The organism is Sphingomonas sp. BK481 (genome assembly GCF_014194875.1).
Lineage (GTDB): Bacteria > Pseudomonadota > Alphaproteobacteria > Sphingomonadales > Sphingomonadaceae > Sphingomonas > Sphingomonas aerolata.
In genome coordinates this window covers 232,984-253,306 of record NZ_JACIAP010000001.1, presented here as the reverse complement: position 1 = coordinate 253,306, position 20,323 = coordinate 232,984, and the positions used below count along the sequence as shown (strand labels likewise).

The 20,323-nt window shown below is 68.3% G+C and carries 19 protein-coding genes; 11 read left to right on the top strand and 8 right to left on the bottom strand.

Annotated features, from left to right (window positions below; all coding sequences use genetic code 11):
* Nucleotides 1-2 precede the first annotated feature (2 nt).
* Genes FHY04_RS01110 through sdhC form a run of 4 tightly spaced genes read right to left on the bottom strand, consistent with a single transcriptional unit; the run spans nucleotide 3 to nucleotide 2,822 of the window.
* Nucleotides 3-290 (bottom strand): hypothetical protein, encoded by a 288-nt coding sequence (locus FHY04_RS01110; protein WP_107932027.1) that lies wholly within the window; start codon nucleotides 288-290, stop codon nucleotides 3-5.
* Nucleotides 290-2,092, bottom strand: coding sequence for a succinate dehydrogenase flavoprotein subunit (gene sdhA / locus FHY04_RS01105; RefSeq protein WP_031440116.1), 1,803 nt, complete (start codon nucleotides 2,090-2,092; stop codon nucleotides 290-292). Before sdhA ends, FHY04_RS01110 begins: the two co-directional genes overlap by 1 nt.
* On the bottom strand, nucleotides 2,092-2,478 hold the full coding sequence (gene sdhD / locus FHY04_RS01100; protein ID WP_031440117.1) for a succinate dehydrogenase, hydrophobic membrane anchor protein: 387 nt from the start codon (nucleotides 2,476-2,478) through the stop codon (nucleotides 2,092-2,094). The genes sdhA and sdhD overlap by 1 nt, the downstream gene beginning before the upstream one ends.
* Nucleotides 2,478-2,822 carry a succinate dehydrogenase, cytochrome b556 subunit gene (gene sdhC, locus FHY04_RS01095; RefSeq protein WP_031393660.1) on the bottom strand — a complete coding sequence of 115 codons (345 nt, stop codon included), beginning with the start codon at nucleotides 2,820-2,822 and terminating at the stop codon, nucleotides 2,478-2,480. The genes sdhD and sdhC overlap by 1 nt, the downstream gene beginning before the upstream one ends.
* Before the next feature lie 297 nt (nucleotides 2,823-3,119).
* Between sdhC and FHY04_RS22860 the strand changes: the two genes are divergently transcribed.
* The 4 genes from FHY04_RS22860 (at nucleotide 3,120) to FHY04_RS01075 (ending at nucleotide 7,598) form a co-directional block, all read left to right on the top strand.
* A complete protein-coding gene (locus FHY04_RS22860) occupies nucleotides 3,120-4,463 on the top strand; it encodes a methyl-accepting chemotaxis protein (RefSeq protein ID WP_031393659.1) in 1,344 nt (447 codons plus the stop codon).
* A gap of 21 nt (nucleotides 4,464-4,484) precedes the next feature.
* Nucleotides 4,485-5,876: a methyl-accepting chemotaxis protein gene (locus FHY04_RS01085; protein WP_260171258.1), complete on the top strand. Its 1,392-nt coding sequence runs from the start codon at nucleotides 4,485-4,487 to the stop codon at nucleotides 5,874-5,876.
* A 65-nt stretch (nucleotides 5,877-5,941) separates the two neighbouring features.
* On the top strand, nucleotides 5,942-6,646 hold the full coding sequence (locus FHY04_RS01080; RefSeq protein ID WP_183935120.1) for an SDR family NAD(P)-dependent oxidoreductase: 705 nt from the start codon (nucleotides 5,942-5,944) through the stop codon (nucleotides 6,644-6,646).
* Nucleotides 6,636-7,598 carry a 50S ribosomal protein L11 methyltransferase gene (locus FHY04_RS01075; RefSeq protein WP_183935119.1) on the top strand — a complete coding sequence of 321 codons (963 nt, stop codon included), beginning with the start codon at nucleotides 6,636-6,638 and terminating at the stop codon, nucleotides 7,596-7,598. The genes FHY04_RS01080 and FHY04_RS01075 overlap by 11 nt, the downstream gene beginning before the upstream one ends.
* A gap of 405 nt (nucleotides 7,599-8,003) precedes the next feature.
* Here the strand turns inward: FHY04_RS01075 and phhA are convergent, their stop codons facing one another.
* Nucleotides 8,004-8,873 carry a phenylalanine 4-monooxygenase gene (gene phhA, locus FHY04_RS01070; protein ID WP_183935436.1) on the bottom strand — a complete coding sequence of 290 codons (870 nt, stop codon included), beginning with the start codon at nucleotides 8,871-8,873 and terminating at the stop codon, nucleotides 8,004-8,006.
* Between the two features lie 22 nt (nucleotides 8,874-8,895).
* Here phhA and FHY04_RS01065 point away from each other — a divergent pair, with 22 nt between their 5' ends.
* On the top strand, nucleotides 8,896-9,561 hold the full coding sequence (locus FHY04_RS01065; RefSeq protein WP_183935118.1) for a TIGR02117 family protein: 666 nt from the start codon (nucleotides 8,896-8,898) through the stop codon (nucleotides 9,559-9,561).
* A 147-nt stretch (nucleotides 9,562-9,708) separates the two neighbouring features.
* Here FHY04_RS01065 and FHY04_RS01060 read toward each other — a convergent pair whose 3' ends face one another.
* Together FHY04_RS01060 and FHY04_RS01055 are read right to left on the bottom strand one after the other, a co-directional pair.
* A complete protein-coding gene (locus FHY04_RS01060) occupies nucleotides 9,709-9,987 on the bottom strand; it encodes a hypothetical protein (RefSeq protein ID WP_031396071.1) in 279 nt (92 codons plus the stop codon).
* On the bottom strand, nucleotides 9,988-10,992 hold the full coding sequence (locus FHY04_RS01055) for a glycerophosphodiester phosphodiesterase (RefSeq protein WP_183935435.1): 1,005 nt from the start codon (nucleotides 10,990-10,992) through the stop codon (nucleotides 9,988-9,990).
* A gap of 129 nt (nucleotides 10,993-11,121) precedes the next feature.
* On the opposite strand from FHY04_RS01055, the gene FHY04_RS01050 reads away from it, so the two are divergent.
* From FHY04_RS01050 to FHY04_RS01025, 6 genes are all read left to right on the top strand, one after another.
* The gene (locus tag FHY04_RS01050) at nucleotides 11,122-11,685 is read left to right on the top strand and encodes a 2Fe-2S iron-sulfur cluster-binding protein (RefSeq protein WP_081874216.1); all 564 of its coding nucleotides are present in this window, start codon (nucleotides 11,122-11,124) and stop codon (nucleotides 11,683-11,685) included.
* Entirely contained in the window at nucleotides 11,682-12,662 is a 981-nt protein-coding gene (locus tag FHY04_RS01045) for a xanthine dehydrogenase family protein subunit M (protein WP_183935117.1), read from the top strand. The genes FHY04_RS01050 and FHY04_RS01045 overlap by 4 nt, the downstream gene beginning before the upstream one ends.
* A 2-nt stretch (nucleotides 12,663-12,664) precedes the next feature.
* Complete coding sequence (locus tag FHY04_RS01040) at nucleotides 12,665-14,896, top strand: xanthine dehydrogenase family protein molybdopterin-binding subunit (protein WP_183935116.1); 2,232 nt, start codon at nucleotides 12,665-12,667, stop codon at nucleotides 14,894-14,896.
* A 328-nt stretch (nucleotides 14,897-15,224) separates the two neighbouring features.
* Entirely contained in the window at nucleotides 15,225-17,429 is a 2,205-nt protein-coding gene (locus FHY04_RS01035) for a xanthine dehydrogenase family protein molybdopterin-binding subunit (protein WP_183935115.1), read from the top strand.
* Between the two features lie 97 nt (nucleotides 17,430-17,526).
* Nucleotides 17,527-18,450, top strand: coding sequence for an XdhC family protein (locus FHY04_RS01030; protein WP_183935114.1), 924 nt, complete (start codon nucleotides 17,527-17,529; stop codon nucleotides 18,448-18,450).
* Nucleotides 18,437-19,054 (top strand): nucleotidyltransferase family protein, encoded by a 618-nt coding sequence (locus FHY04_RS01025; RefSeq protein WP_183935113.1) that lies wholly within the window; start codon nucleotides 18,437-18,439, stop codon nucleotides 19,052-19,054. Before FHY04_RS01030 ends, FHY04_RS01025 begins: the two co-directional genes overlap by 14 nt.
* On the opposite strand, the gene FHY04_RS01020 is transcribed toward FHY04_RS01025, so the two are convergent.
* Nucleotides 19,029-20,237 carry an ABC transporter permease gene (locus FHY04_RS01020; protein WP_031440131.1) on the bottom strand — a complete coding sequence of 403 codons (1,209 nt, stop codon included), beginning with the start codon at nucleotides 20,235-20,237 and terminating at the stop codon, nucleotides 19,029-19,031. The two genes, FHY04_RS01025 and FHY04_RS01020, sit on opposite strands and share 26 nt — an antisense overlap.
* Nucleotides 20,238-20,323 lie beyond the last annotated feature (86 nt).

Below are 20,323 nucleotides of genomic sequence, written 5' to 3'. Positions count from 1 at the left end.
GGTCAGATGTCCCGGTCGAGTGCCGGATTGGCCTGTCGCCTGTGCTGGAGGATCCAGCCGACCAGGCCGCCGGGGACGCCGCCGGCGAGCGAGAAGAGCGCGAAGAAGGTGATCGCGATCTTCTGCGGGTCTTCGCCGGGCGCGCGCGTCTCGATGCCGTAGATATAGATCGCGGTGCCGATCGCGACGATCGCCGGCCAGAGAAAGCCGGCGATCATCGGCGGGAACCGCGTCAGCAGCCCCACCGCGACGGGCACGAGGAACCCGATCGCGATGATGGCCCAAATCATCAATAGACCCGCTTCTTGGGCTTGATGTAGTCGACGTCGTCGGTGAGCGTGTAGTCGTGCACCGGGCGGAAATCGATCTTGGTCTGACCGCCCTTGCCACCCCAGCCGTCGAAGGTCGTGATGGTGTGCTTCATCCAGTTGGCATCGTCACGCTCGGGGAAATCCTCGTGCATGTGCGCGCCGCGCGACTCGGTGCGGTTGGCGGCCGAGTTCATCGTGACGACGGCCTGGCCGATCAGATTGTCGAGCTCCATCGTCTCGACCAGATCGGTGTTCCAGATCATGCTGCGATCCTTCACGGCGACGTCGGTCATCCGGTTGTAGATGCCCGCCATCTTCTCGACGCCCTGGTTGAGCAGTTCGGTGTCGCGGAACACGGCGCAATGCTTCTGCATCGTCTGCTGCATGTCGAGACGGATCTGCGCGGTCGGCGACCCGCCGCTCGCGTTGCGGAACGTGTCGAGACGCGTCAGCGCGAGGTCTTCCGAGCCCTTGGGCAGCGGCGCGTGCGCGGTGCCGGGCTTGAGCGTGTCGCGGATCCGCAGGCCGGTCGCACGGCCGAACACCACGAGATCGATCAGGCTGTTCGAGCCGAGACGGTTGGCGCCGTGAACCGAGACGCAGGCGGCCTCACCGACCGCGAACAGGCCGGGGACGACCGCGTCGGGGTTGCCGCCGACGAGGTTGACGACCTCGCCGTGGAAGTTGGTCGGGATGCCGCCCATGTTGTAATGCACGGTCGGCGTGACGGGCAGCGGTTGGCGCGTGAGATCGACGCCCGCAAAGACCTTGCCGGTCTCGGTGATGCCCGGAAGGCGCTCGGCGAGCACCTTCGGATCGATGTGATCGAGGTGCAGGAAGATGTGGTCGCCATTCTTGCCGACGCCGCGGCCTTCGCGCATTTCGAGCGCCATCGAGCGGCTGACGACGTCGCGCGAGGCGAGGTCCTTCGCCGACGGGGCATAGCGCTCCATGAAGCGCTCGCCCTCGGAGTTGGTCAGGTAGCCGCCCTCACCGCGCGCGCCCTCGGTGATGAGAACGCCCGCGCCGTAGATGCCGGTCGGGTGGAACTGGACGAACTCCATGTCCTGGAGCGGCAGCCCGGCGCGGAGCACCATCGCATTGCCGTCACCGGTGCAGGTGTGCGCCGAGGTCGCCGAGAAATAGACGCGGCCGTAACCGCCGGTGGCGAGCACGGTCTGGTGGCTCCGGAAGCGGTGGATCGAACCGTCTTCCATGCACAAAGCGATCACGCCGCGGCAGACGCCGTTCTCCATGATCAGGTCGAGCGCGAAATACTCGACGAAGAAGTCCGTATTGTACTTCAGGCTCTGCTGGTAGAGCGCATGGAGCATCGCGTGGCCGGTGCGATCGGCGGCAGCGGCGGTGCGCTGGACCGGGGGGCCCTCGCCCATGTTCTGCATGTGGCCGCCGAACGGACGCTGATAGATCGTCCCGTTCTCGTTACGGCTGAACGGCATGCCGGCATGTTCGAGCTCGTACACCGCCTGCGGCGCCTCGCGGCACAGATATTCGATCGCGTCCTGGTCGCCGAGCCAGTCGGAACCCTTGACGGTATCGAACATGTGCCAGGTCCAGTGATCCGGCGAGTTGTTGCCGAGCGACGCGGCGATGCCGCCCTGGGCGGCGACGGTGTGCGACCGGGTCGGGAAGACCTTGGTGATGCACGCGGTCTTCAGGCCGCTCTCGGCGATGCCCATCGTGGCGCGCAGGCCCGAGCCGCCGGCCCCGACGACGACCGCATCATAGGTATGATCGATGATCTTGTAGGCAGCTGACATTACGCAGGAGCTCCGGAGAAGGCGACCTTCAGGATCGCGAACAGGGCGATGCCGCCCAGCGTGAAGGTGAACAGGTTGAGCAGGATCATCGTCACGACGCGGCTTTCGCCGTGCATGTAATCCTCGATCACGACCTGAAGGCCGAGACGGAAATGGTAGAAGACCGAAAGGATCAGCAGCGCCATCGGGATCGCCGCCCAGGACGACTGGAGCCACAGATGCACCGAGGCATAGTCATAGGCGGGCATCCGCGCGACCGCGACCATCAGCCAGGCCATCAGGAAGATGTTGGCGCCGGCGGTCAGCCGCTGCTGCCACCAATGCTGCGTGCCGTGCTTGGCGCTGCCCAGACCGCGGACGCGGCCGACTGGCGTACCCGAACCCATTACTTCATCCCCATGTAGAGCCAGAAGGCGACCGTCAGCAGCGTGCTGGCCAGGATCGTCGCGCGCGCACCCATGCGGTTGCGCTTGAGTTCGAATCCGGCGCCGGTGTCCATCACCAGATGGCGGATGCCCGTCATCATGTGCTGGAGCAGCGACCAGGTCAGGCCGATGCCGATGACGTAGCCCAGAATGTTGAGCCCGCCCGTATCGGTCGTGAACACGTCGACAAAGGTCGCATAGGCCTGATCCCCCGAGGCGATCGCGGCGAGCCACCAGACGAGCAGCAGGCTGCCGACGGTCGCCATGCCGCTGCCGGTCGCGCGGTGCAGGATCGAGACCAGCATGTGCGGGCCCCATTTATAGACCTGCAGATGGGGAGAAAGCGGGCGTGCCGGGTTGCGCGATGCCAAGGGCTGTGTCCTCGAGTACGAAGGGCGAGTAACGAACGGTTTGCCGGTCTATTAGACGCCATGTGCTGCGATGCAACCCATCGCCGCCCGGCTTGATAACCCAGGGCAATGCGCAGGCGGTGCCGGACGCCCCCTGCCCCGCGGCATCGATCCCTAACCTGGCCTTAAGGAATCACCGTTAGCGCTGGCCGGGCAACGCGATCCGGAGTTTACCCTTTGACCTCACTCGACATGCCGGCCCCCGGGTCGATCGCCACCCAGATCGACCTGGCCGCACGGCTGCGCGCGTTCGACTTCGACGGCTCGCTCGCGGCGGCCAGCCGCGAGCTCTGGGCGCTGATCGAACCGCATGTCGTCACCATCTCCCAGGCCTATTGGGAACAGTGGCAGCGCTGTTTCAGCAACGAGCGGATCTGGTCGCCGCACGAGGCCGACGCGATGATCGAGGTCGGCTGCAATTTCCTGCGCGATCGCTTCCTGAACACCAATGCGCGCGGCTGGGTCGAATCGGTCGAGCGGTCGGTCGCCGCGGCCTATGCCGCCGACGTGTCGCCGATGGCGCTGCTGTCGATGATCAGCGCGAGCGACCGTGCCGCGCTCGGCGTGCTGATGCAGAGCGTGGCGCGCGACAATGACCGACTTTCCTTGTATATCGACACGCTGATGAGGCTGTCGGCGCTGGAAGGTGAGATCACCGTGGCGATCTATACCAAATATCGCAACTTCTCGGCGCAGGGCGCGCGCGACACGCTGGCGGTCGAATTCCGCGACGGAATCGCGACAATGGTCGAGACCGCGACCGACGAAGGTCATGTCCTGCGCGAACAGGCGGTCCGCAGCTCGGCCTCGACCCGCGCGGTGCTGGGCAAGGCGAGCGAGGTGGCCGCCGCCGCCGAACAGTCCGCGGTCGCGATGCGCGAGGCTGCGCAGACCGCCGCGGGGCTGATCCGCGCGATCGAGGATGCGCGCAGCGAGGTCGAGGCCGCGGCCGAGATCGCCAATCGCGCATCCGCACAGGCGACCGACGCGGTCGGCATGTCCGAGGCGCTGAGCGATCACGCCAAGTCGATCGAGTCGATCCTGGGGCTGATCCGAGACATTGCCGGCCAGACCAACCTGCTCGCGCTCAACGCGACGATCGAGGCGGCGCGCGCGGGCGATGCGGGACGCGGCTTCGCGGTGGTGGCGCAGGAGGTGAAGAGCCTCGCCAGCCAGACCGCGCGCGCGACCGACGACATCGCCGCGAAGATCGCCGCGATCCAGTCGGCGACGCGCGGCACGGTGGCGACCAATGCGAGCATCAAGGCGACCGTCGCGGAGGTGCAGGACAGCGCCGACCGGATCCGTCACGCGATGGAAGCGCAGGCACAGACCGTCACCGCGATCACCGCCGCGGTCGACGAGACCGCGCTCGCCGCTGATTCGATGTCGACGACGATCGCGGCGATCAGGGCGGATACTGAAATGGTGGCGACCGAGATCGACGGCGTCGGCCGGGGCTTCGACATGCTCGACAGCCGGCTGAGCAATCTGAAGACCAGCGCGGGCGTATTCATCGCGAAGGTGGCTGCATAACGGAGGGCACAAGGGGGGAGCATGACCGCGCCAATCGACCGCATGAGCAATGGCGTGCCGCACGGCACGCTGGACTGGGGCAATGATGGCCGGCCGCTGTACGAACGCGTGCGCGACTATGACTGGGACGGCGCGATCGGGCCGAGCTGCGCGACGCTGACCGCGATGCTGCATGCCGCCGACCACCGGCTGATCGCGGAGACGTTCTGGCGGCATTACCTCTCGCTCGAGAGCGCGCTTCATGTCCGGCCCGCCTTCACCCCCGAGCGACTCGAACGCAGCATCGTCGCGAGCGCGGACTATGTCCGGCTGAAATATCTCTCTCCCTATGACCTGGCGTGGCGGGACATCGCGATCGACCATGCGGTCCAGTCGCGCAAGGCGAACATCCCGCTGCCCGCCTTGCTCGCCGCGCTGGCGTTCGCGCACAGCGTCACGCTCGGGCTGATCGCCGAACGGGTCGGCACCGACACCGCGTCGATGCGGATGCTGGGCGACGTGATCCAGCGGCTCGCGCTGATCGAGGCGGACATCATGGCGTCGCATCTGAGCGCGTCCGATGCCGAGGCGGCGCGGATCGCCCGCAGCGCGCGGGCGGCGGCGTTCCGTGAGAGCATCGCGACGTCGATCGAGGACACCGCCGAGCTGGGCGCGCGGATCCGCGTCCAGGCGATGGGCGCGTCGACCTCGACCCGCAGCGTGCTCGGCAAGACGAGCGAGGTCGCCGCCGCCGCCGAACAGTCGGCGCTGGCGATGCGCGAGGCCGCGCACACCGCCTCGGGACTGATCTGCGCGATCGAGGGCGCGCGGATCGAGGTCGAGGCGGCCGCCGAGATCGCCAACCGCGCGTCGGCACAGGCGACCGACGCGGTCGGCATGTCCGAGACGCTGAGCGCGCATGCCCAGTCGATCGAGTCGATCCTGGGGCTGATCCGGACGATCGCGGGGCAGACCAATCTGCTCGCGCTCAACGCGACGATCGAGGCGGCGCGCGCAGGCGATGCCGGGCGCGGCTTTGCGGTGGTGGCGCAGGAGGTGAAGAGCCTCGCCAGCCAGACCGCACGCGCGACCGACGACATCGCGACCAAGATCGCCGCGATCCAAGCCGCGACGCACAGCTCGGTGACGACCAGCGTCGGCATCCGCACGACCGTCGGCGAGGTCCAGGACAGCGCGCTGCGGATCCGCCAGGCGATGGACGCGCAGGCGCGGACCGTCGCGTCGATCACCGCCGCGGTCGACGAAACCGCGCTGGCCGCCGACACGATGTCCGCGACGATCGACATGATCCGCGGCGATGCGGAGGCGGTCGCCAACGAGATCACGTTGCTCGGCCAGGATTTCGGGCTGATCGACGACAAGCTGAGCGTGCTGCGCGGCGCCGCCGACGGGTTTTCGTCCAGCGTCGCGTGAACGACCTCACCGCCGTGCAATCGGGCAGGTGACGGACCCTTACCGGGCGCGCTAAGGCCCTGGGCATGACCATCCTACTCACAGGGTCGAGCCGGGGCATCGGCGCGGCCATTCACCAGGCGCTGACCGACGCGGGCGCCACCGTCATCGGGCACAAGAGCAGCAACGGGGGCAGCGCGAGCGGGCTCCCCGCCGACTTCGCCGACCCCGCCGGGCCGACCGCGCTGTGGACCGCCGCGCTCGAACAGGCCGGCGGCACGATCGACGTGCTGATCAACAATGCCGGAGTTTTCGAGGCGAGCCCGCTGGGTGACGGCGACTGGACCGCTCAGTGGGAGCGGACGATGCGGATCAACCTGACCGCGTCCGCCGAACTGTGCCGGCTCGCGGTGCTGCACTGGCAGGCGCGCGGGTTTGCGGGCCGGATCGTCAACATGGCCAGCCGCGCCGCCTATCGCGGCGATTCGCCCGCGCACTGGCATTATGCCGCGTCGAAGGCGGGAATGGTGGCGATGACCAAGACGATCGCGCGCGGCTATGCCCGCGAGGGGATCCTGGCGTTCGCGATCTGCCCCGGCTTCACGATGACCGGGATGGCGGAAGATTATCTGTCGAGCCGCGGCGGCGATGCGCTGCTCGCCGACATTCCGCTCGGCAAGGTCGCGGACCCCGCCGAAGTCGCCTCGGTCGCGCGCTATTGCGCGCTCGAGGCGCCGGCGTCGATGACCGGCGCGGTGATCGACGTGAACGGCGCCAGCCATGTCCGCTGAGAGCTGGAAACTCACCCTCCCCTGCACGCGTGCGGAGGCGGAGGCGATCGATGCGAGCGGCGATCTGGGTGATGCGATTCCCGGCGACGCAGTGCTGATGACCACCGAGGAGATCGAGGACGACGTCGAATCCTGGCGGCTCGACGCGTATTTCGAGCATGAGCCGGGCGCCGACACGGTCGCGGCGGTGCGCGCGCTGGTGCCGAGCGCGGCGGGGGCCAAAATCGCGGTCGAGCGGCTGGCCGCGGCGGACTGGGTGACGATGAGCCAGGCGGGGCTCGAGCCGTTGTCGGTCGGGCGGTTCTTCGTCCACACCCGCGCGCATGCCGATGCGGTGCCCGCGGGCAAGCGCGCCTTCCTGATCGAGGCGAGCCGCGCGTTCGGGACGGGACATCACGAGACGACCAGCGGGTGCCTGGCGATGCTCGACGGGCTGGCGGATGCGGCGCCGGGCGAGCGGTTCGGCAACGTCATCGACATCGGCACGGGGACCGGGCTGCTCGCCTTTGCCGCGGCGCATCTGTGGCCCGATGCGGCGGTGATGGGGACAGATATCGATCCAGTTTCGATCGAGGTAACGCAGGAGAATGCGGACCTGAACGGCGTCGCGGGGATCGACCTGGTGGTGGCCGACGGGACGCTCGACGACGCGATCGTCGCGCGCGCGCCCTATGACCTGGTGATTGCCAACATTCTGGCGGGGCCGCTCGTGTCGATGGCGCCCGAGATCGCGTCGATCGCCGATGCGGGGGCGACGATCGTGCTGGCGGGGCTGCTCGAGACGCAGCGCGCGGGCGTGGTCGCGGCCTATGCTGCGTGCGGGTGCTCGCTGGAGGCGGTCGACCGACGCGGGGACTGGAGCGTGCTGCGGCTGCGCGCGGGGGCGACGCGGTTCGTGGCGGACGGGCCGTTCGATCCCAAGGGGCGCGATGGGTGGGCGCTGGATATTTGACCGGCCTGCGTCTCGCCGCACACCCGACGCCACCCCGGCGGAGGCCGGGGCCCAGTTGGGTGAACCTTCGAGGTAGAGTCGCACAGCCTTCCCAACTGGGCCCCGGCCTTCGCCGGGGTGGTGCGTAGGCGGGGCGGCGTTCGGTTTTACGAGGTGATACGGCCGCGCGCGAGATTTCTGAGAGCCCCTCCTCAGGACGCCTGTTCCCCCGCGAAGGCGGGGGTCCAGTCTGGGCCCCCGCCTTCGCGGGGGAACATGGGGGTGCGGCCTGCGCCTCGCCTCCTACCCGACACCACCCCGGCGGAGGCCGGGGCCCAGTTGGGTGAACCTTCGCGCATGAATCGCACAGCCTTCCCAACTGGGCCCCGGCCTTCGCCGGGGTGGGTTTGGGGTTAGCGGCTGGGTTCAGGCTGCAGCCTTGGCTTTCGCATAGGCCTGCGTGCCGTGCGTGAGCACGACGTCGCCGGGTTCGATCCGGGCGACGGGGATGTCGGGCTGGGCCTTCAGATCCTCGTACAGCGGTGCGAAATCGGTCTCGACCGTCAGGCGCAGCAGTTCATCGAAGCTCGGGATGACGAAGTAGTTCTGCTGGAAATCGTCGATCCGGTACTCCGTCCGCATGACCCGGGCGAGGTCGAGGGCGATGCGGTTGGGGCTGGGGTCGTCGAGCGCGAAGCGGGTTTCGGCGAAGCTGGAGACGATGCCCGAGCCGTAGATGCGGAGCCCCTCGGGCTCGGCGATCAGGCCGAATTCGACCGTGTACCAGTAGAGCCGGCCGAGATATTTGAGCGCGTCGAGCCCGAGCGCGCGCTGGCCGCCGCGGCCATAGGCGGCGAGGTAGTCGGCGAAGACCGGGTCGGCGAGCATGGGCACGTGGCCGAACACGTCGTGGAAGACGTCCGGCTCCTGGAGATAGTCGAGCTGGTCGGGACGGCGGATGAAATTGCCCGCGACGAAGCGGCGATTGGCCATGTGATCGAAGAACACGTCGTCGGGGACGAGGCCGGGCACCGCGACGACCGACCAGCCGGTGAGCTTCATCAGGCGTTCGGACAGTTCCTCGAAATCGGGAATGCCGGGCTTCGAGAGTTTGAGCACGTCGAGCCCGCGCAGCCAAGCGTTCGACGCGCGGCCGGGGAGCAGTTTCGACTGGCGCGCGAACAGCGTGTCCCAGGTCGCATGATCCTCGGCGGTATAGCTCGACCAGTTTTGCGGGATCGTCCAGTCGGGTGCCCCTTCGGGCGGCGTGCTGAGCACGTGCGTTTCTTCTAGCATGGCCATCGTCTAGCATGACCGAATGACAACGGAAACGCGCTGGATTCATTGGTCGTTAAGGATCCTTGCGGTCGTCTTCGGGCTCGTTGCAGCCTATGCGGTGGCGGGGCTGGTCGGCGGGGCGATCCCGACCAACCGGAACTGGCGCCCTCCCCCGCGCGGCATCCGCATCTTCGTTGAGAGCAACGGGGTGCATACCGGGATCATCGTGCCGAAGGTCGCGGCCGGGGTGGACTGGCGCGGGTTTGCCCGGCCCGGCGACCTGCGCGATCCGCGTTATGCCGCGTCCGATCACCTGGCGATCGGCTGGGGGGAGAAGGCGTTCTTCCTCGAGACGCCGACCTGGGCGGAGGTGAAGCTGCGGACCGTGCTGGCGTCGGCGACCGGCAGCGACGCGGTGCTGCTGCACGTCGAGCATCTCGCCGCGCCGGTGCCGGGTGGCGATGTGCGCGCGGTGATGCTGAGCGAGCGCGAGTATCGGCGGCTGGCGGGGTATATCGCGGCGACGATCCGGCCGGGGGGGCGGTCCTATCCGGGCTATGCCGGTTATGACGCGTTCTACGATGCGCGGGGGCATTATAGCGGGGTGGCGACGTGCAACGCGTGGACGGGGGATGCGCTGCGGTTCGCGGGCGTGCGGGTCGGGTGGTGGACGCCGTTTCCGGCTACGGTGATGTGGTGGTTTTGAGCTGAGATTGCAGCGATTTTCTGCTTACCCACCCCGGCGGAGGCCGGGGCCCAGTTGGGGGACGGCGGTAACAGCGCGGTGCCCCTTGCCAGCAGCGGCCCCCAACTGGGCCCCGGCCTTCGCCGGGGTGGTGTTTTTTTTGGGCTATCACTCCCCCGCGCGGTACCCCTGATATTGCCCGCATTCGCCACGCCGCGGATCCTTCCTGCAGCGTTTGGCGAGTTCCTTGCGCTGCTTGCCCTCCTCGGCCTCCTGCTTGCGCATCTTGCGGCCGTAATTGCGGTCCGATTCCTCCTGGCTGGTGGTGGTCCAGTCGACCGCCTTGCCGGCGACCTGGAACGGCGCCTTCACGATCGACGTCGCGGTGCTGATGCAGCCCGCGGTCATCAGGGGCAGGATCGCCAGAACGGGAAGAACCTTACGCATCTACTTCACTCCCGCGCGCAGCCGATCGCGCGCCTGCGCCCCGTATAGCGGAAAATCGGTGAAGAATCCGTCGATACCTTGCGCGAGCCCGGCGTCGATCTCCGCAGCGATATCGCCCTGCGCGGCGGGGTCGGTGCCGCGGCGGAAGCGGTCGGGGACGAACATGTTCTCCGCGCGGTAGGTCCAGGGATGGACGCGCAGCCCCGCTTCATGCGCGTCCGCGACGAGCGGCGACGGCGTCGTGCCCGCCCACAGCATGCCCTTGTTCGGGCCGATGCCATACGCATAGCCCGCCACCGCCTTCAGCCCCGCGGGCGTGATCATCGCCGCATAGCTAGGCTGCGCACCGTCGGCGGGGCCGCCCTCGCCGTCGATCAGCTGGATCAGCCGCACCCGCGTCACCGCCTGGAGGCGCTGGAGGTTCTTCACCTCGAACGACTGGATGAACACCGGTGCCGTCGCCGAATCCCAGCCCGCCGCCTTGAGCTGCGCGACGAGCAGCAGGTCGGTCGGATGGCCGATGCCGGCGAAATAGGTCGGGTGCTTGGTTTCGGGATAGATGCCGATCGTGCGGCCCGTCTCACCTGAGCGCCGCTTGGCGAGCGCGATGATCTCGGCGAGCGTCGGAATCTCGAACCGGCCGTCATAGGCGGTGTTGGCGGGGCGGAGCTTCGGCAGCCGCTCCTTCGCGCGCAGCGTCTTCAATTCGGCGAGCGTGAAATCCTCGACGAACCAGCCGGTGAGGCTGTGCCCGTCGATCGTCTTCGTCGTGCGGCGGCTGGCGAATTCGGGATGGTCGGCGACGTCGGTCGTGTCGGCGATCGCATTTTCGTGCCGTGCGACGAGCACGTCGTCTTTCGTCGGGACGAGGTCGGGCTCGATGAAGTCCGCGCCCTGATCGATCGCGAGGTCGTAGGCGGCGAGCGTATGTTCGGGCCGGAGCCCGCTCGCACCGCGGTGCGCGATCACGATCGGGGACGTCGAGGGAGAATTTTTCGGTGTCATCGCAACAGATTGCCCGCCGGCGACGCCAAGCACCAGTGCGGCGATTCGTGAGAGCCAATCGCAATAGGAAACCATTCGGCGCATCGGCGTTCAGTCCTCATATTTCCCGGATCCAGAAGGGGCGACCCCATGCATTTCACGATCAATGGTCAATCATATGACGCCGAGCCCGATATCCGCACCTCGGTGCTCGACCTGTGCCGCGAGCATCTCGGCCTCACCGGCTCGAAAAAGGGCTGCGACCACGGTCAGTGCGGGGCGTGCACCGTCCTGATCAACGGCCGCCGGGTCAATTCCTGCCTGACGCTCGCGGTCATGCACCAGGATGACGAGATCACGACGATCGAGGGTCTCGGCCAGCCGGGCAACCTTCACGCGCTGCAGGATGCGTTCGTGCGGCATGACGGTTACCAGTGCGGCTATTGCACGCCGGGGCAGATCTGCTCGGCGGTCGGCATGCTCGACGAGGTCAAGAAGGGCTGGGCCAGCCACGCATCGGGCGACCTTACCGATCCCAAGTTCGACGATGCCGAGATTTCGGAGCGGATGAGCGGCAATCTGTGCCGTTGCGCCGCCTATCCGAACATCGTCGATGCGATCCGCGAAGTCGGCGACACCGCGCCCAAGGGCCGGTCCGCAGACGAGAAGGATGCGGCGATGGACGCCGATGCGCGCGGGGAGATGGTGGCATGAAGACCTTCACCTACGAGAAACCCGCGACCCCCGAGGCCGCGGTCCGGGACGCCGGGACGACCGGCGCGCGGTTCATCGCGGGCGGGACCAACCTGCTCGACCTGATGAAGCTGCAGGTCGAGACGCCCGATACGCTCGTCGACATCAGCCGCCTCGATCTCGCGAAGATCGAGGAGCGCGAGGATGGCGGGCTGACGATCGGTGCGCTGGTGCCGAACAGCGATCTCGCCGCCGACCGCCGCGTCGTCGCGAAGTACGAGGTGTTGAGCCGCGCCTTGCTCGCAGGTGCATCGGGCCAGCTGCGCAACAAGGCGTCGACCGGGGGCAACATGCTCCAGCGGACACGCTGCTATTATTTCTACGACACCGCCGCCGCGTGCAACAAGCGCGAGCCCGGCAGCGGCTGTTCGGCGATCGGCGGCTTCAACCGCATCCTCGCGGTGCTCGGCACCAGCGAGCATTGCATCGCGACGCATCCGAGCGACATGGCGGTCGCGATGCGCGCGCTCGACGCGACGATCGTGACCTTGAAGGCGGACGGCGATCGCCGGCGCATCTCGGTGCACGAGTTCTACCGCCTGCCGGGGTCGACGCCCGAGATCGAGACCGTGCTCGAGACGGGTGAGCTGATCACGCATATCGAGCTGCCCGCACCGCCCAAGGGCAAGCAGGCCTATCGCAAGGTGCGTGACCGTGCGTCCTACGCCTTCGCGCTCGTCTCGGTCGCGGCCGTGGTCGACGTGCAGGACGGCGTGATTGCATCCGCCTCGCTCGCGTTCGGCGGGCTAGGGCCGATGCCGTGGCGCAACCCGGCGGTCGAGGCCGCGCTGGTCGGCAAGGCGCCGTCGGACGAGGCTTTCGAGGCCGCGGCGACCGCGCTCCTCGCCGATGCCAAGGGCTATGGCTCGAACGACTTCAAGATCCCCCTCGCGCGTCGCACGCTTATCGCGACGCTGCGCACCGTAACGGGAGCATAAACATGTTCGGTTTTGGAACCACCAACAGCCTGACGATGGACAAGCCGCATGCGGACAGTCTTCTGGACAGCGGCGTCCAGGGCGTCATCGGCAAGCCGCTCGACCGGATCGACGGTCCGCTGAAGGTCAGCGGCACCGCGACCTATGCGGCGGAATATCAGTTCGACGACATGGCGTACGGCGTGCTCGTCGGCACGAAGATCTCCGCGGGCAAGGTCGTGTCGATCGACGTCGACGCGGTGAAGAGCATCCCCGGCGTGCTCGACGTCGTCACCGACTTCGACCAGTTCATCCGCGTGTCCGCACAGGGCGGCGCGACCGATGCGCCAACGCAGGGCGTCAAGGATATCGCGTTCTTCGGCCAGATCGTCGCGATCGTGCTTGCCGAGAGCTTCGAGGTCGCGCGCGACGCGGCCGCCCGCCTGCCGATCGTCTATGACGAGGCGGAAGGCCAGTATGACTTCGCCGCGCACCGCGACGAGACGCGGACACCCCCCGACGATGCCGCGCCTGCGCATTTCAAGCAGGGCGATGTCGACACGGCGATGGCCAACGCGGCGGTGACGGTCGATTCGACCTATGTCACGCCGAGCCAGAATTCGGCGGCGATGGAGCCGCACGCCTCGACCGCGGTGTGGGAAGAGGACGGCTCGCTGACGCTGTACGGTGCCTATCAGATGCCGACGTCGGACGCGCAGCAGCTGGCGAAGTCGCTCGGGCTGTCGGAGAAGAAGGTCCGGATCATCGCGCGCTATATCGGCGGCGGGTTCGGGTCGAAGCTCGGCATCGCGCCCGAGAGCGTCGCGGCGGCGATCGCCGCCAAGCAGCTCGGCCGTCCGGTCAAGGCAGTCATGTCGCGCCCGCAGGTCTTCGAGGCGACCGTGCGTCGCTCGAACACCGAGCAGCGCGTCCGGCTCGCGGCCAATGCCGAGGGCAAGCTGACCGCGATCGGGCACGAGACGCTCGCGTCGAACCAGTCGACCGAGGATTATTTCGAGCCCGCGGGCATCGGCACGCACCTGCTCTACGGCGGCGAGAACCGGCTGATCACGCATGAGCTGGTCGACGTGAACCTCGTCCTGTCGGGATCGATGCGCGCGCCGGGCGAAGCGGTCGGGATGCTCGCGCTCGAGGGTGCGATGGACGAGCTGGCCGAAAAGCTCGACATGGATCCGATCGAACTGCGCAAGCGCAACGATCCGCGGATCGATCCGGAGAAGGACGTCCCCTATTCATCGCGCAACCTGACGCGCGCGCTGGACGAGGGTGCGGCCCGGTTCGGCTGGGACAAGCGCCAGAAGGCCGGCACGCGCCGCGAGGGCGAGTGGCTGATCGGCATGGGCGTCGCGTCCGCCGTGCGCGGCAACATGATGATGGAATCGTCCGCCAAGGTCGAGATCCATCCCGACGGCACCGCGACCGTATCGTCGGCGATGACCGATATCGGCACGGGCAGCTACACGATCCTCGCGCAGATCGCGTCGGAGATCCTGGGCATCCCGGTCGAGAACATCACCATGTCGCTCGGCGATACCAATGATCCCCCCGCCGCGGGTTCGGGCGGGTCCTGGGGCGCGGCCTCGTCGGGGACCGCGGTCTATCTCGCCTGCGAGATGCTGCGCGGCAAGATCGCCAAGGCGATGGACGTCGACGAGGACGGCCTGACGCTGAAGGACGGCAAGGCGATCGGTGACAACCGTTCGACGCCGATCGGCGAGCTGGTCGGCAAGGGCCTCGAGGCGACCGGGCATATCAAGCCGGGCAAGCAGGAGAAGGAAACCTCGCAGGCAGGCTTCGGTGCGCACTTCGCCGAGGTCGCGGTCAACGTCATCACCGGCGAGACGCGCGTGCGGCGGATGCTCGGGTCGTTCGCGGCAGGGCGCGTGCTCAACGCGAAGACCGCGCGGTCGCAGTGCCTGGGCGGCATGACCTTCGGCATCGGCACCGCGCTGACCGAGGACCTGATCCACGACACGCGCACCGGCAAGCTGGTGAACCACGATCTCGGCGAATATCACGTGCCGGCCAATGCGGACGTGCCGCAGATGGACGTCCACTTCGTCGACGAGCGCGACATCCATGCGAACCCGATCCATGCGAAGGGGATCGGCGAGCTCGGGATTTCGGGCGCGGGCGCCGCGGTTGCGAACGCTGTGTATAATGCGACCGGGATCCGGGTGCGGGAGTTCCCGATTACGCTGGACAAGCTGCTGGATCAGCTGCCGGCGGTCTGATCTGTTCCCCCGCGGAGGCGGGGGTCCAGGAGCCACAAACGGCACCCTTGGTAAACTGGATCTCCGCCTTCGCGGGGAAACAGGTGGGGGTCGCCCTCTACCTTCTTACTACCACCCCGGCGAAGGCCTGGGCCCAGTTGGGGGACTTTCCTGGCAGCGGATCGTCCTTCGTTATGACGACCTTCCCAACTGGGCCCCGGCCTTCGCCGGGGTGGTGGTGAGGGGGTGGCTGCGGCCTGCGCTAGGGCGGTGTTGAGACCACGCCCACACCCTCGTCAAACACCCCCGCCCCTCCTATCTCAGACCCTCCACACCCGAGGACGAGCCTATGACCGACCATGTAATGGATGCCGCGTTTCGACCGGCGGGGCTCAACCGGGCGACGCAGGGGGTTCTCGGGCGCGGGATCGATCGGGTCGAGGGGCCGGCGAAGGTCACCGGCGTCGCCGATTACGCCTATGAGGGCACGCCCGAGCGGGTCGCCTATGCCGCGATCGTCGGTACGCCGGTCGGCAGCGGCCGGATTCTGCGCATCGACGCGCGTGCGGCCGAGGCGATGCCCGGCGTGATCGCGGTGCTCCACGGCGATCCGCGCATGCCCGCGGGCGAATCCAATTCGAGCGCGCTGCCGCTGTTCGATACCGACACCATTCTTCATCTCGGCCAGCCCGTCGCGGTCGTCGTCGCCGAGGACCAGGCGATCGCGCGCGACGCCGCAGCCCTGGTCCGCGTCGAGACCGAGGCGGGCGAAAACCGGTTCGACGTCGAGGCGCAGCCGGTCGATATCGATCCCGCGATCGGCTTCGTGCCGCCGGTCGACATGGGCGACCTCGATGCGGCGATGCGCGACGCGGCCGTGACGCTCGATGCGACCTATACGACGCCGGTGCATTTCCCCGCCGCGCTCGAACCGCACGCGACCACTGCCTGGTGGGACGGCGACCGGCTGACGGTGCGATCGAGCAACCAGGTGATCGGCGCCGCGCGCAAGACGATCGCCAAGGTGCTCAAGATCGACGCCGACAAGGTCCGCGTGCTCGCGCCCTATGTCGGCGGCGGCTTTGGCGGCAAGACCGGCGTCGGCCCCGAGGCGATCCTCGCCGCGATCGCCGCGGAGGCGGTCGGCCGCCCGGTCAAGATCGCGCTGCCGCGGCGCCAGACCGCCTATGTCGTCCACCACCGCTCGCACACGACGCAGCGCATCCGCATCGCCGCGGACGAACGCGGCGTGATCCAGGGCATGGGGCATGAGAGCGTCGCCGCGCAGAATGACGACGCGCCGTTCCTCGAACCCGTGCCGTTCGGGACGATCCCGCTCTATCGCGGGGAGTCGCGGCGGTTCAGGACCGACCTCGTCCGCGTCGACCTGCCCGCGAGCGGTGCGGTCCGCGCGCCGGGCGAGGCGGTCGGCACGTTCGGCGTCGAATGCGCGATGGACGAGCTCGCGGTCCAGCTCGGGATCGACCCGATCGAGCTGCGCCGCCGCAACGAGCCCGACTGCGATCCGGGCAGCGGCAAGCCCTTCTCCACGCGGCGCATGCTCGACTGCTACACGCAAGGCGCCGAGCGGTTCGGCTGGCCCGCAGCCGTCCCCGCGCCCGCATCGGTGCGCGAGGGCGAATGGCTGATTGGGATCGGCATGGCGGCCAGCCTGCGCGGCAATTTCACCGTGCAGGCGCAGGCGCGCGTGCGGCTCGAGGCGGACGGTCGCGCCGCGGTCGAATGCGACATGACCGATATCGGCACCGGCACCTACACGATCCTGGCGCAGGCCGCGGGCGAGATGCTCGGGCTGCCGGTCGCGGATGTCGACGTCCGGCTGGGCGACACCGACTTCCCGCCGACCGCAGGGTCGGGCGGGTCGTTCGGTGCAGGGAGCGCGGTGTCCGCGGTGGTGCTGGCGTGCGAGGACATCCTAGCCGAGCTCGCGCTCCGGATGAACGCGGCGCCCGAGGAGCTGAGCCTTCGCGACGGGTGCGTCAGCGCGGGCGGGCGGCAGGTGAAGCTTGCCGACCTGCTGCGCGGGGCGCCGATCGTCGCGATGGGGAAAACCGGCCCCGGCAAGGAGAGCAAGCGGACCAGCCAGGCGAGCCACGGCGCGCATTTCGTCGAGGTCGCGGTCAACGCGGTCAGCGGCGAGGTACGGGTGCGGCGGATGCTCGGCGTGTTCGACGTCGGCCGCGTGCTCAACCGCAAGACCGCGACCAGCCAGATCATCGGCGGCATGGCCTGGGGCATCGCCTATGCGCTGACCGAGGAGGGCGTCGTCGACACGCGCACCGGCGCGTTCGTGAACCCCGATTTCGGCGAATATCACGTCGCGGTAAACGCCGACATTCCGCAACTCGAAGCCTATTTCATCGAGGAGATCGACGATTCGGCGAACCCTGCGGGCGCCAAGGGGGTCGGCGAGCTCGGCATTTCGGGCGCGGGCGCGGCGGTCGCCAACGCGATCTACAATGCGACCGGTGTGCGGGTGCGCGATTTCCCGGTGACGCTCGACAAGCTGCTGGCGGGGTTGCCAGCCGTATAAGAACTGCTCCCCCGCGCAGGCGGGGGTCCAGGGTTTCAGGCGGAGCGTGTGTGGCTCCTGGGTTCCCGCGTTCGCGGGAAAACGAACGAGGTAGAAGATGGCCGAAAACGATAGCGTGATTGCCGCGGCGAAGACCTGGAAGGGCGAGAGGATGGCGATCGCCACGGTCGTCTCGACCTGGGGCTCCGCGCCGCGCCCCAAGGGGAGCCACATGCTCGTCCACGAGGATGGCCGGTTCGAAGGCTCCGTGTCGGGAGGCTGTGTCGAGAGCGACATCCTCGCCACCGCCGCCGACGTGATCGCGGGTGCGCCGTTCCAGCTGCGCAACTACGGCGTCGCGGATGCCGCAGCGTGGGAAGTCGGGCTGCCCTGCGGCGGTGAGATCGCGGTGATGGTGCAGCCGGTGTCCGCCGAGGGCTTCGACCCCGAATTGTTCGACCGGATCGCCGACGCGCGCGACCAGGGCGATGCGCTGACCGTCACCACCGACCTCGCCACCGGGCACAGCGATGCGCGGCCGGCGGAGACGGGCGAAGTGTTCGTCAACCGCTATGATCCGCCGCGCCGCCTGCTGATCGTCGGCGCGGTGCAGATCGCGCAGGCGCTGGCGGGTCTCGCACGCGAACTGGGGATCGCGACGGTCGTGATCGACCCGCGCGCGCGCTTCCTGACCGACGAGCGCTTTCCCGGCGTCACGCTCGACGATCGCTGGCCCGACGAGGCGATCGCCGCGCTGCGCCCGGGTCCGTCGACCGCAGTCGTGACGCTGAGCCACGACATCAAGATCGACGACCCCGCGCTGATCGCTGCGCTGGCGACCGACGTCGCCTATGTCGGTGCGCTCGGCAGCCGCAAGAGCCATGCGGCGCGGCGCGAACGGCTCGCCGCAGCGGGGGTCAGCCCTGAGAATATCGACCGGATCGACGCACCCGTCGGCATCGACATCGGCGCGATCGGGCCGTCCGAGATTGCGCTGTCGGTCGCCGCCGCCATGATCGGAGCCTTCCATGATCGCCGCTGAAGACGTCGTCCTCATCCTGCTCGCCGCGGGCCGATCGCAGCGGTTCGGCATCCCGAACAAGCTCGAGGTGCCGTTCCTCAACAAGCCGGTCGGGCTGCACGTCGTCACCGCGTTCGAGGCGATCCCGTTCCGCGACCGGCTGGTCGTCACCGATGGCTGCACGCTCGATTTCGCGAGCCATGGCTATGCGGTGGTGCATAACGACGATCCCGCGGCGGGGATGGCGCAGTCGGTCAAGCTGGGCGTGCAGCGCGCCAAGGACGACGGCGCGCAGGCGGTGCTGATCGCGCTGGCCGACATGCCGCGCGTGACCGCGGCGCATGTCTACCGGATGCTCGACGCAGCCGACAGCGCGGATGCGGTGGTCGCGTCGAGCGACGGGGTGAAGCCGTCGCCCCCTGCCCTGTTCGGGCGCGACCGGTTCGACTTCCTGCTCTCGCTCGACGGCGATGCGGGCGCGCGCGACCTGGTGCGCGCGGGGCGGCACGTGGTGACCGCGCCGGCCGAGCTGATCGACATCGACACGCCCGAGGATCTGGAGCGGCTACAGGCGCTGGTCCATGACCCGCGCGCCGCGATCACTCGTGCCTTAATGCGTCGATAGGGTTCATCGCGGCGGCGCGGCGTGCGGGGAAATAGCCGAAGACGACGCCGATCACCGCCGAGATGCCGAACGCGAACAGGTTGATCTCGGGCACGAACAGCCACTGGACCTTGATCAGCGGCGCGATGATCGCGATCGCCAGCTGCGCGATCACCAGCCCGATCAGCCCGCCCAGGCACGACAGCACGATCGCCTCGACGAGGAACTGCAACAGCACCTCGCGCGCGACCGCGCCGATCGCGAGCCGGATGCCGATCTCGCGCGTGCGTTCGGTCACTGACACCAGCATGATGTTCATGATGCCGATCCCGCCGACGACCAGGCTGATTCCCGCGACCGCCGCGACGATGCCCGTCAGCAGCGTCGTCGTGCCGGTCAGCGTGTCGGAGATCTGTTTGGTGTCGAAGATGTTGAAGTCATCCTCCTTGCCCGCGGTGATCGTCCGGCGTTCGCGCAGCAGATCGGTGATCGACGCCTGAACGGTCGCGGTCGAGAATTTCTGGTCGACGCCCACCAGCATCAGGCGGATGTCGCGATTGCCCGTGAAGCGGCGCTGCACCGCCTTGATCGGCATGATGACCACGTCGTCCTGATCGCCGCCGAACCCCGCCTGCCCGCGCGTCGACAGCACGCCGATCACGTCGCAGCTGATCGCGCCGATCCGCATCCGCAGGCCGACCGCATCGCCGCCGCGGAACAGGTTGGTGCGCACGGTATTGCCGATGATGCACACCGCCTTGCCCGAGGCCTCCTCGACCGGCGTGAAGATCCGCCCGGTCGCCAGCGGCCAGGGCTGGACCTGGAAATAGGCGCTGGTGGTGCCGTTGATCGTCGTCGACCAGTTCGCGCCCTCATAGATCGCGGTGGCGGTCGCCTGCGCCTGCGGGGCGACCGCGGTGACGCCGGCGATCTGGTTGGCGACCGCGGTGACGTCCTCGGGCTTGAAATCGGGCGGCCGCGGTCCGCCGCCGCCGCGGCCAAAGCCTTGGCCCGGCCGGATCTGGAGGATGTTGGTGCCGAGCGCGGAGATCGACTGCTGTACCGCCGCGGTCGTCGCCTTGCCGAGCGTGACCATCGTCACGACCGCCCCGACGCCGATGACGATGCCGAGAATGGTCAGGAACGACCGCAGGATGTGGCGGCGGATCGAGCGCAGCGCGAGCGAGAGGGTGGTGCCGAACATTACCGGGTCATCCCGCCAGCGTGGTCTTGTGGAACCTGGCCAAAAGACCGACAGAAGAGACCCGTCATCCCCGCGCAGGCGGGGAT

Bases quoted from the DNA above. Each gene is read 5' to 3' on its own strand.
- FHY04_RS01085 (WP_260171258.1), top strand. From the start codon at position 4,485: ATGACCGCGCCAATCGACCGCATGAGCAATGGCGTGCCGCACGGCACG.
- FHY04_RS01055 (WP_183935435.1), bottom strand. From the start codon at position 10,992: ATGACACCGAAAAATTCTCCCTCGACGTCCCCGATCGTGATCGCGCAC.
- FHY04_RS01030 (WP_183935114.1), top strand. From the start codon at position 17,527: ATGGCCGAAAACGATAGCGTGATTGCCGCGGCGAAGACCTGGAAGGGC.
- sdhD (WP_031440117.1), bottom strand. From the start codon at position 2,478: ATGGGTTCGGGTACGCCAGTCGGCCGCGTCCGCGGTCTGGGCAGCGCC.
- FHY04_RS01050 (WP_081874216.1), top strand. From the start codon at position 11,122: ATGCATTTCACGATCAATGGTCAATCATATGACGCCGAGCCCGATATC.
- sdhC (WP_031393660.1), bottom strand. From the start codon at position 2,822: ATGCTGGTCTCGATCCTGCACCGCGCGACCGGCAGCGGCATGGCGACC.
- FHY04_RS22860 (WP_031393659.1), top strand. From the start codon at position 3,120: ATGCCGGCCCCCGGGTCGATCGCCACCCAGATCGACCTGGCCGCACGG.
- FHY04_RS01020 (WP_031440131.1), bottom strand. From the start codon at position 20,237: ATGTTCGGCACCACCCTCTCGCTCGCGCTGCGCTCGATCCGCCGCCAC.
- FHY04_RS01110 (WP_107932027.1), bottom strand. From the start codon at position 290: ATGATTTGGGCCATCATCGCGATCGGGTTCCTCGTGCCCGTCGCGGTG.
- FHY04_RS01045 (WP_183935117.1), top strand. From the start codon at position 11,682: ATGAAGACCTTCACCTACGAGAAACCCGCGACCCCCGAGGCCGCGGTC.
- phhA (WP_183935436.1), bottom strand. From the start codon at position 8,873: ATGCTAGAAGAAACGCACGTGCTCAGCACGCCGCCCGAAGGGGCACCC.
- FHY04_RS01080 (WP_183935120.1), top strand. From the start codon at position 5,942: ATGACCATCCTACTCACAGGGTCGAGCCGGGGCATCGGCGCGGCCATT.
- sdhA (WP_031440116.1), bottom strand. From the start codon at position 2,092: ATGTCAGCTGCCTACAAGATCATCGATCATACCTATGATGCGGTCGTC.
- FHY04_RS01035 (WP_183935115.1), top strand. From the start codon at position 15,225: ATGACCGACCATGTAATGGATGCCGCGTTTCGACCGGCGGGGCTCAAC.
- FHY04_RS01060 (WP_031396071.1), bottom strand. From the start codon at position 9,987: ATGCGTAAGGTTCTTCCCGTTCTGGCGATCCTGCCCCTGATGACCGCG.
- FHY04_RS01040 (WP_183935116.1), top strand. From the start codon at position 12,665: ATGTTCGGTTTTGGAACCACCAACAGCCTGACGATGGACAAGCCGCAT.
- FHY04_RS01065 (WP_183935118.1), top strand. From the start codon at position 8,896: ATGACAACGGAAACGCGCTGGATTCATTGGTCGTTAAGGATCCTTGCG.
- FHY04_RS01075 (WP_183935119.1), top strand. From the start codon at position 6,636: ATGTCCGCTGAGAGCTGGAAACTCACCCTCCCCTGCACGCGTGCGGAG.
- FHY04_RS01025 (WP_183935113.1), top strand. From the start codon at position 18,437: ATGATCGCCGCTGAAGACGTCGTCCTCATCCTGCTCGCCGCGGGCCGA.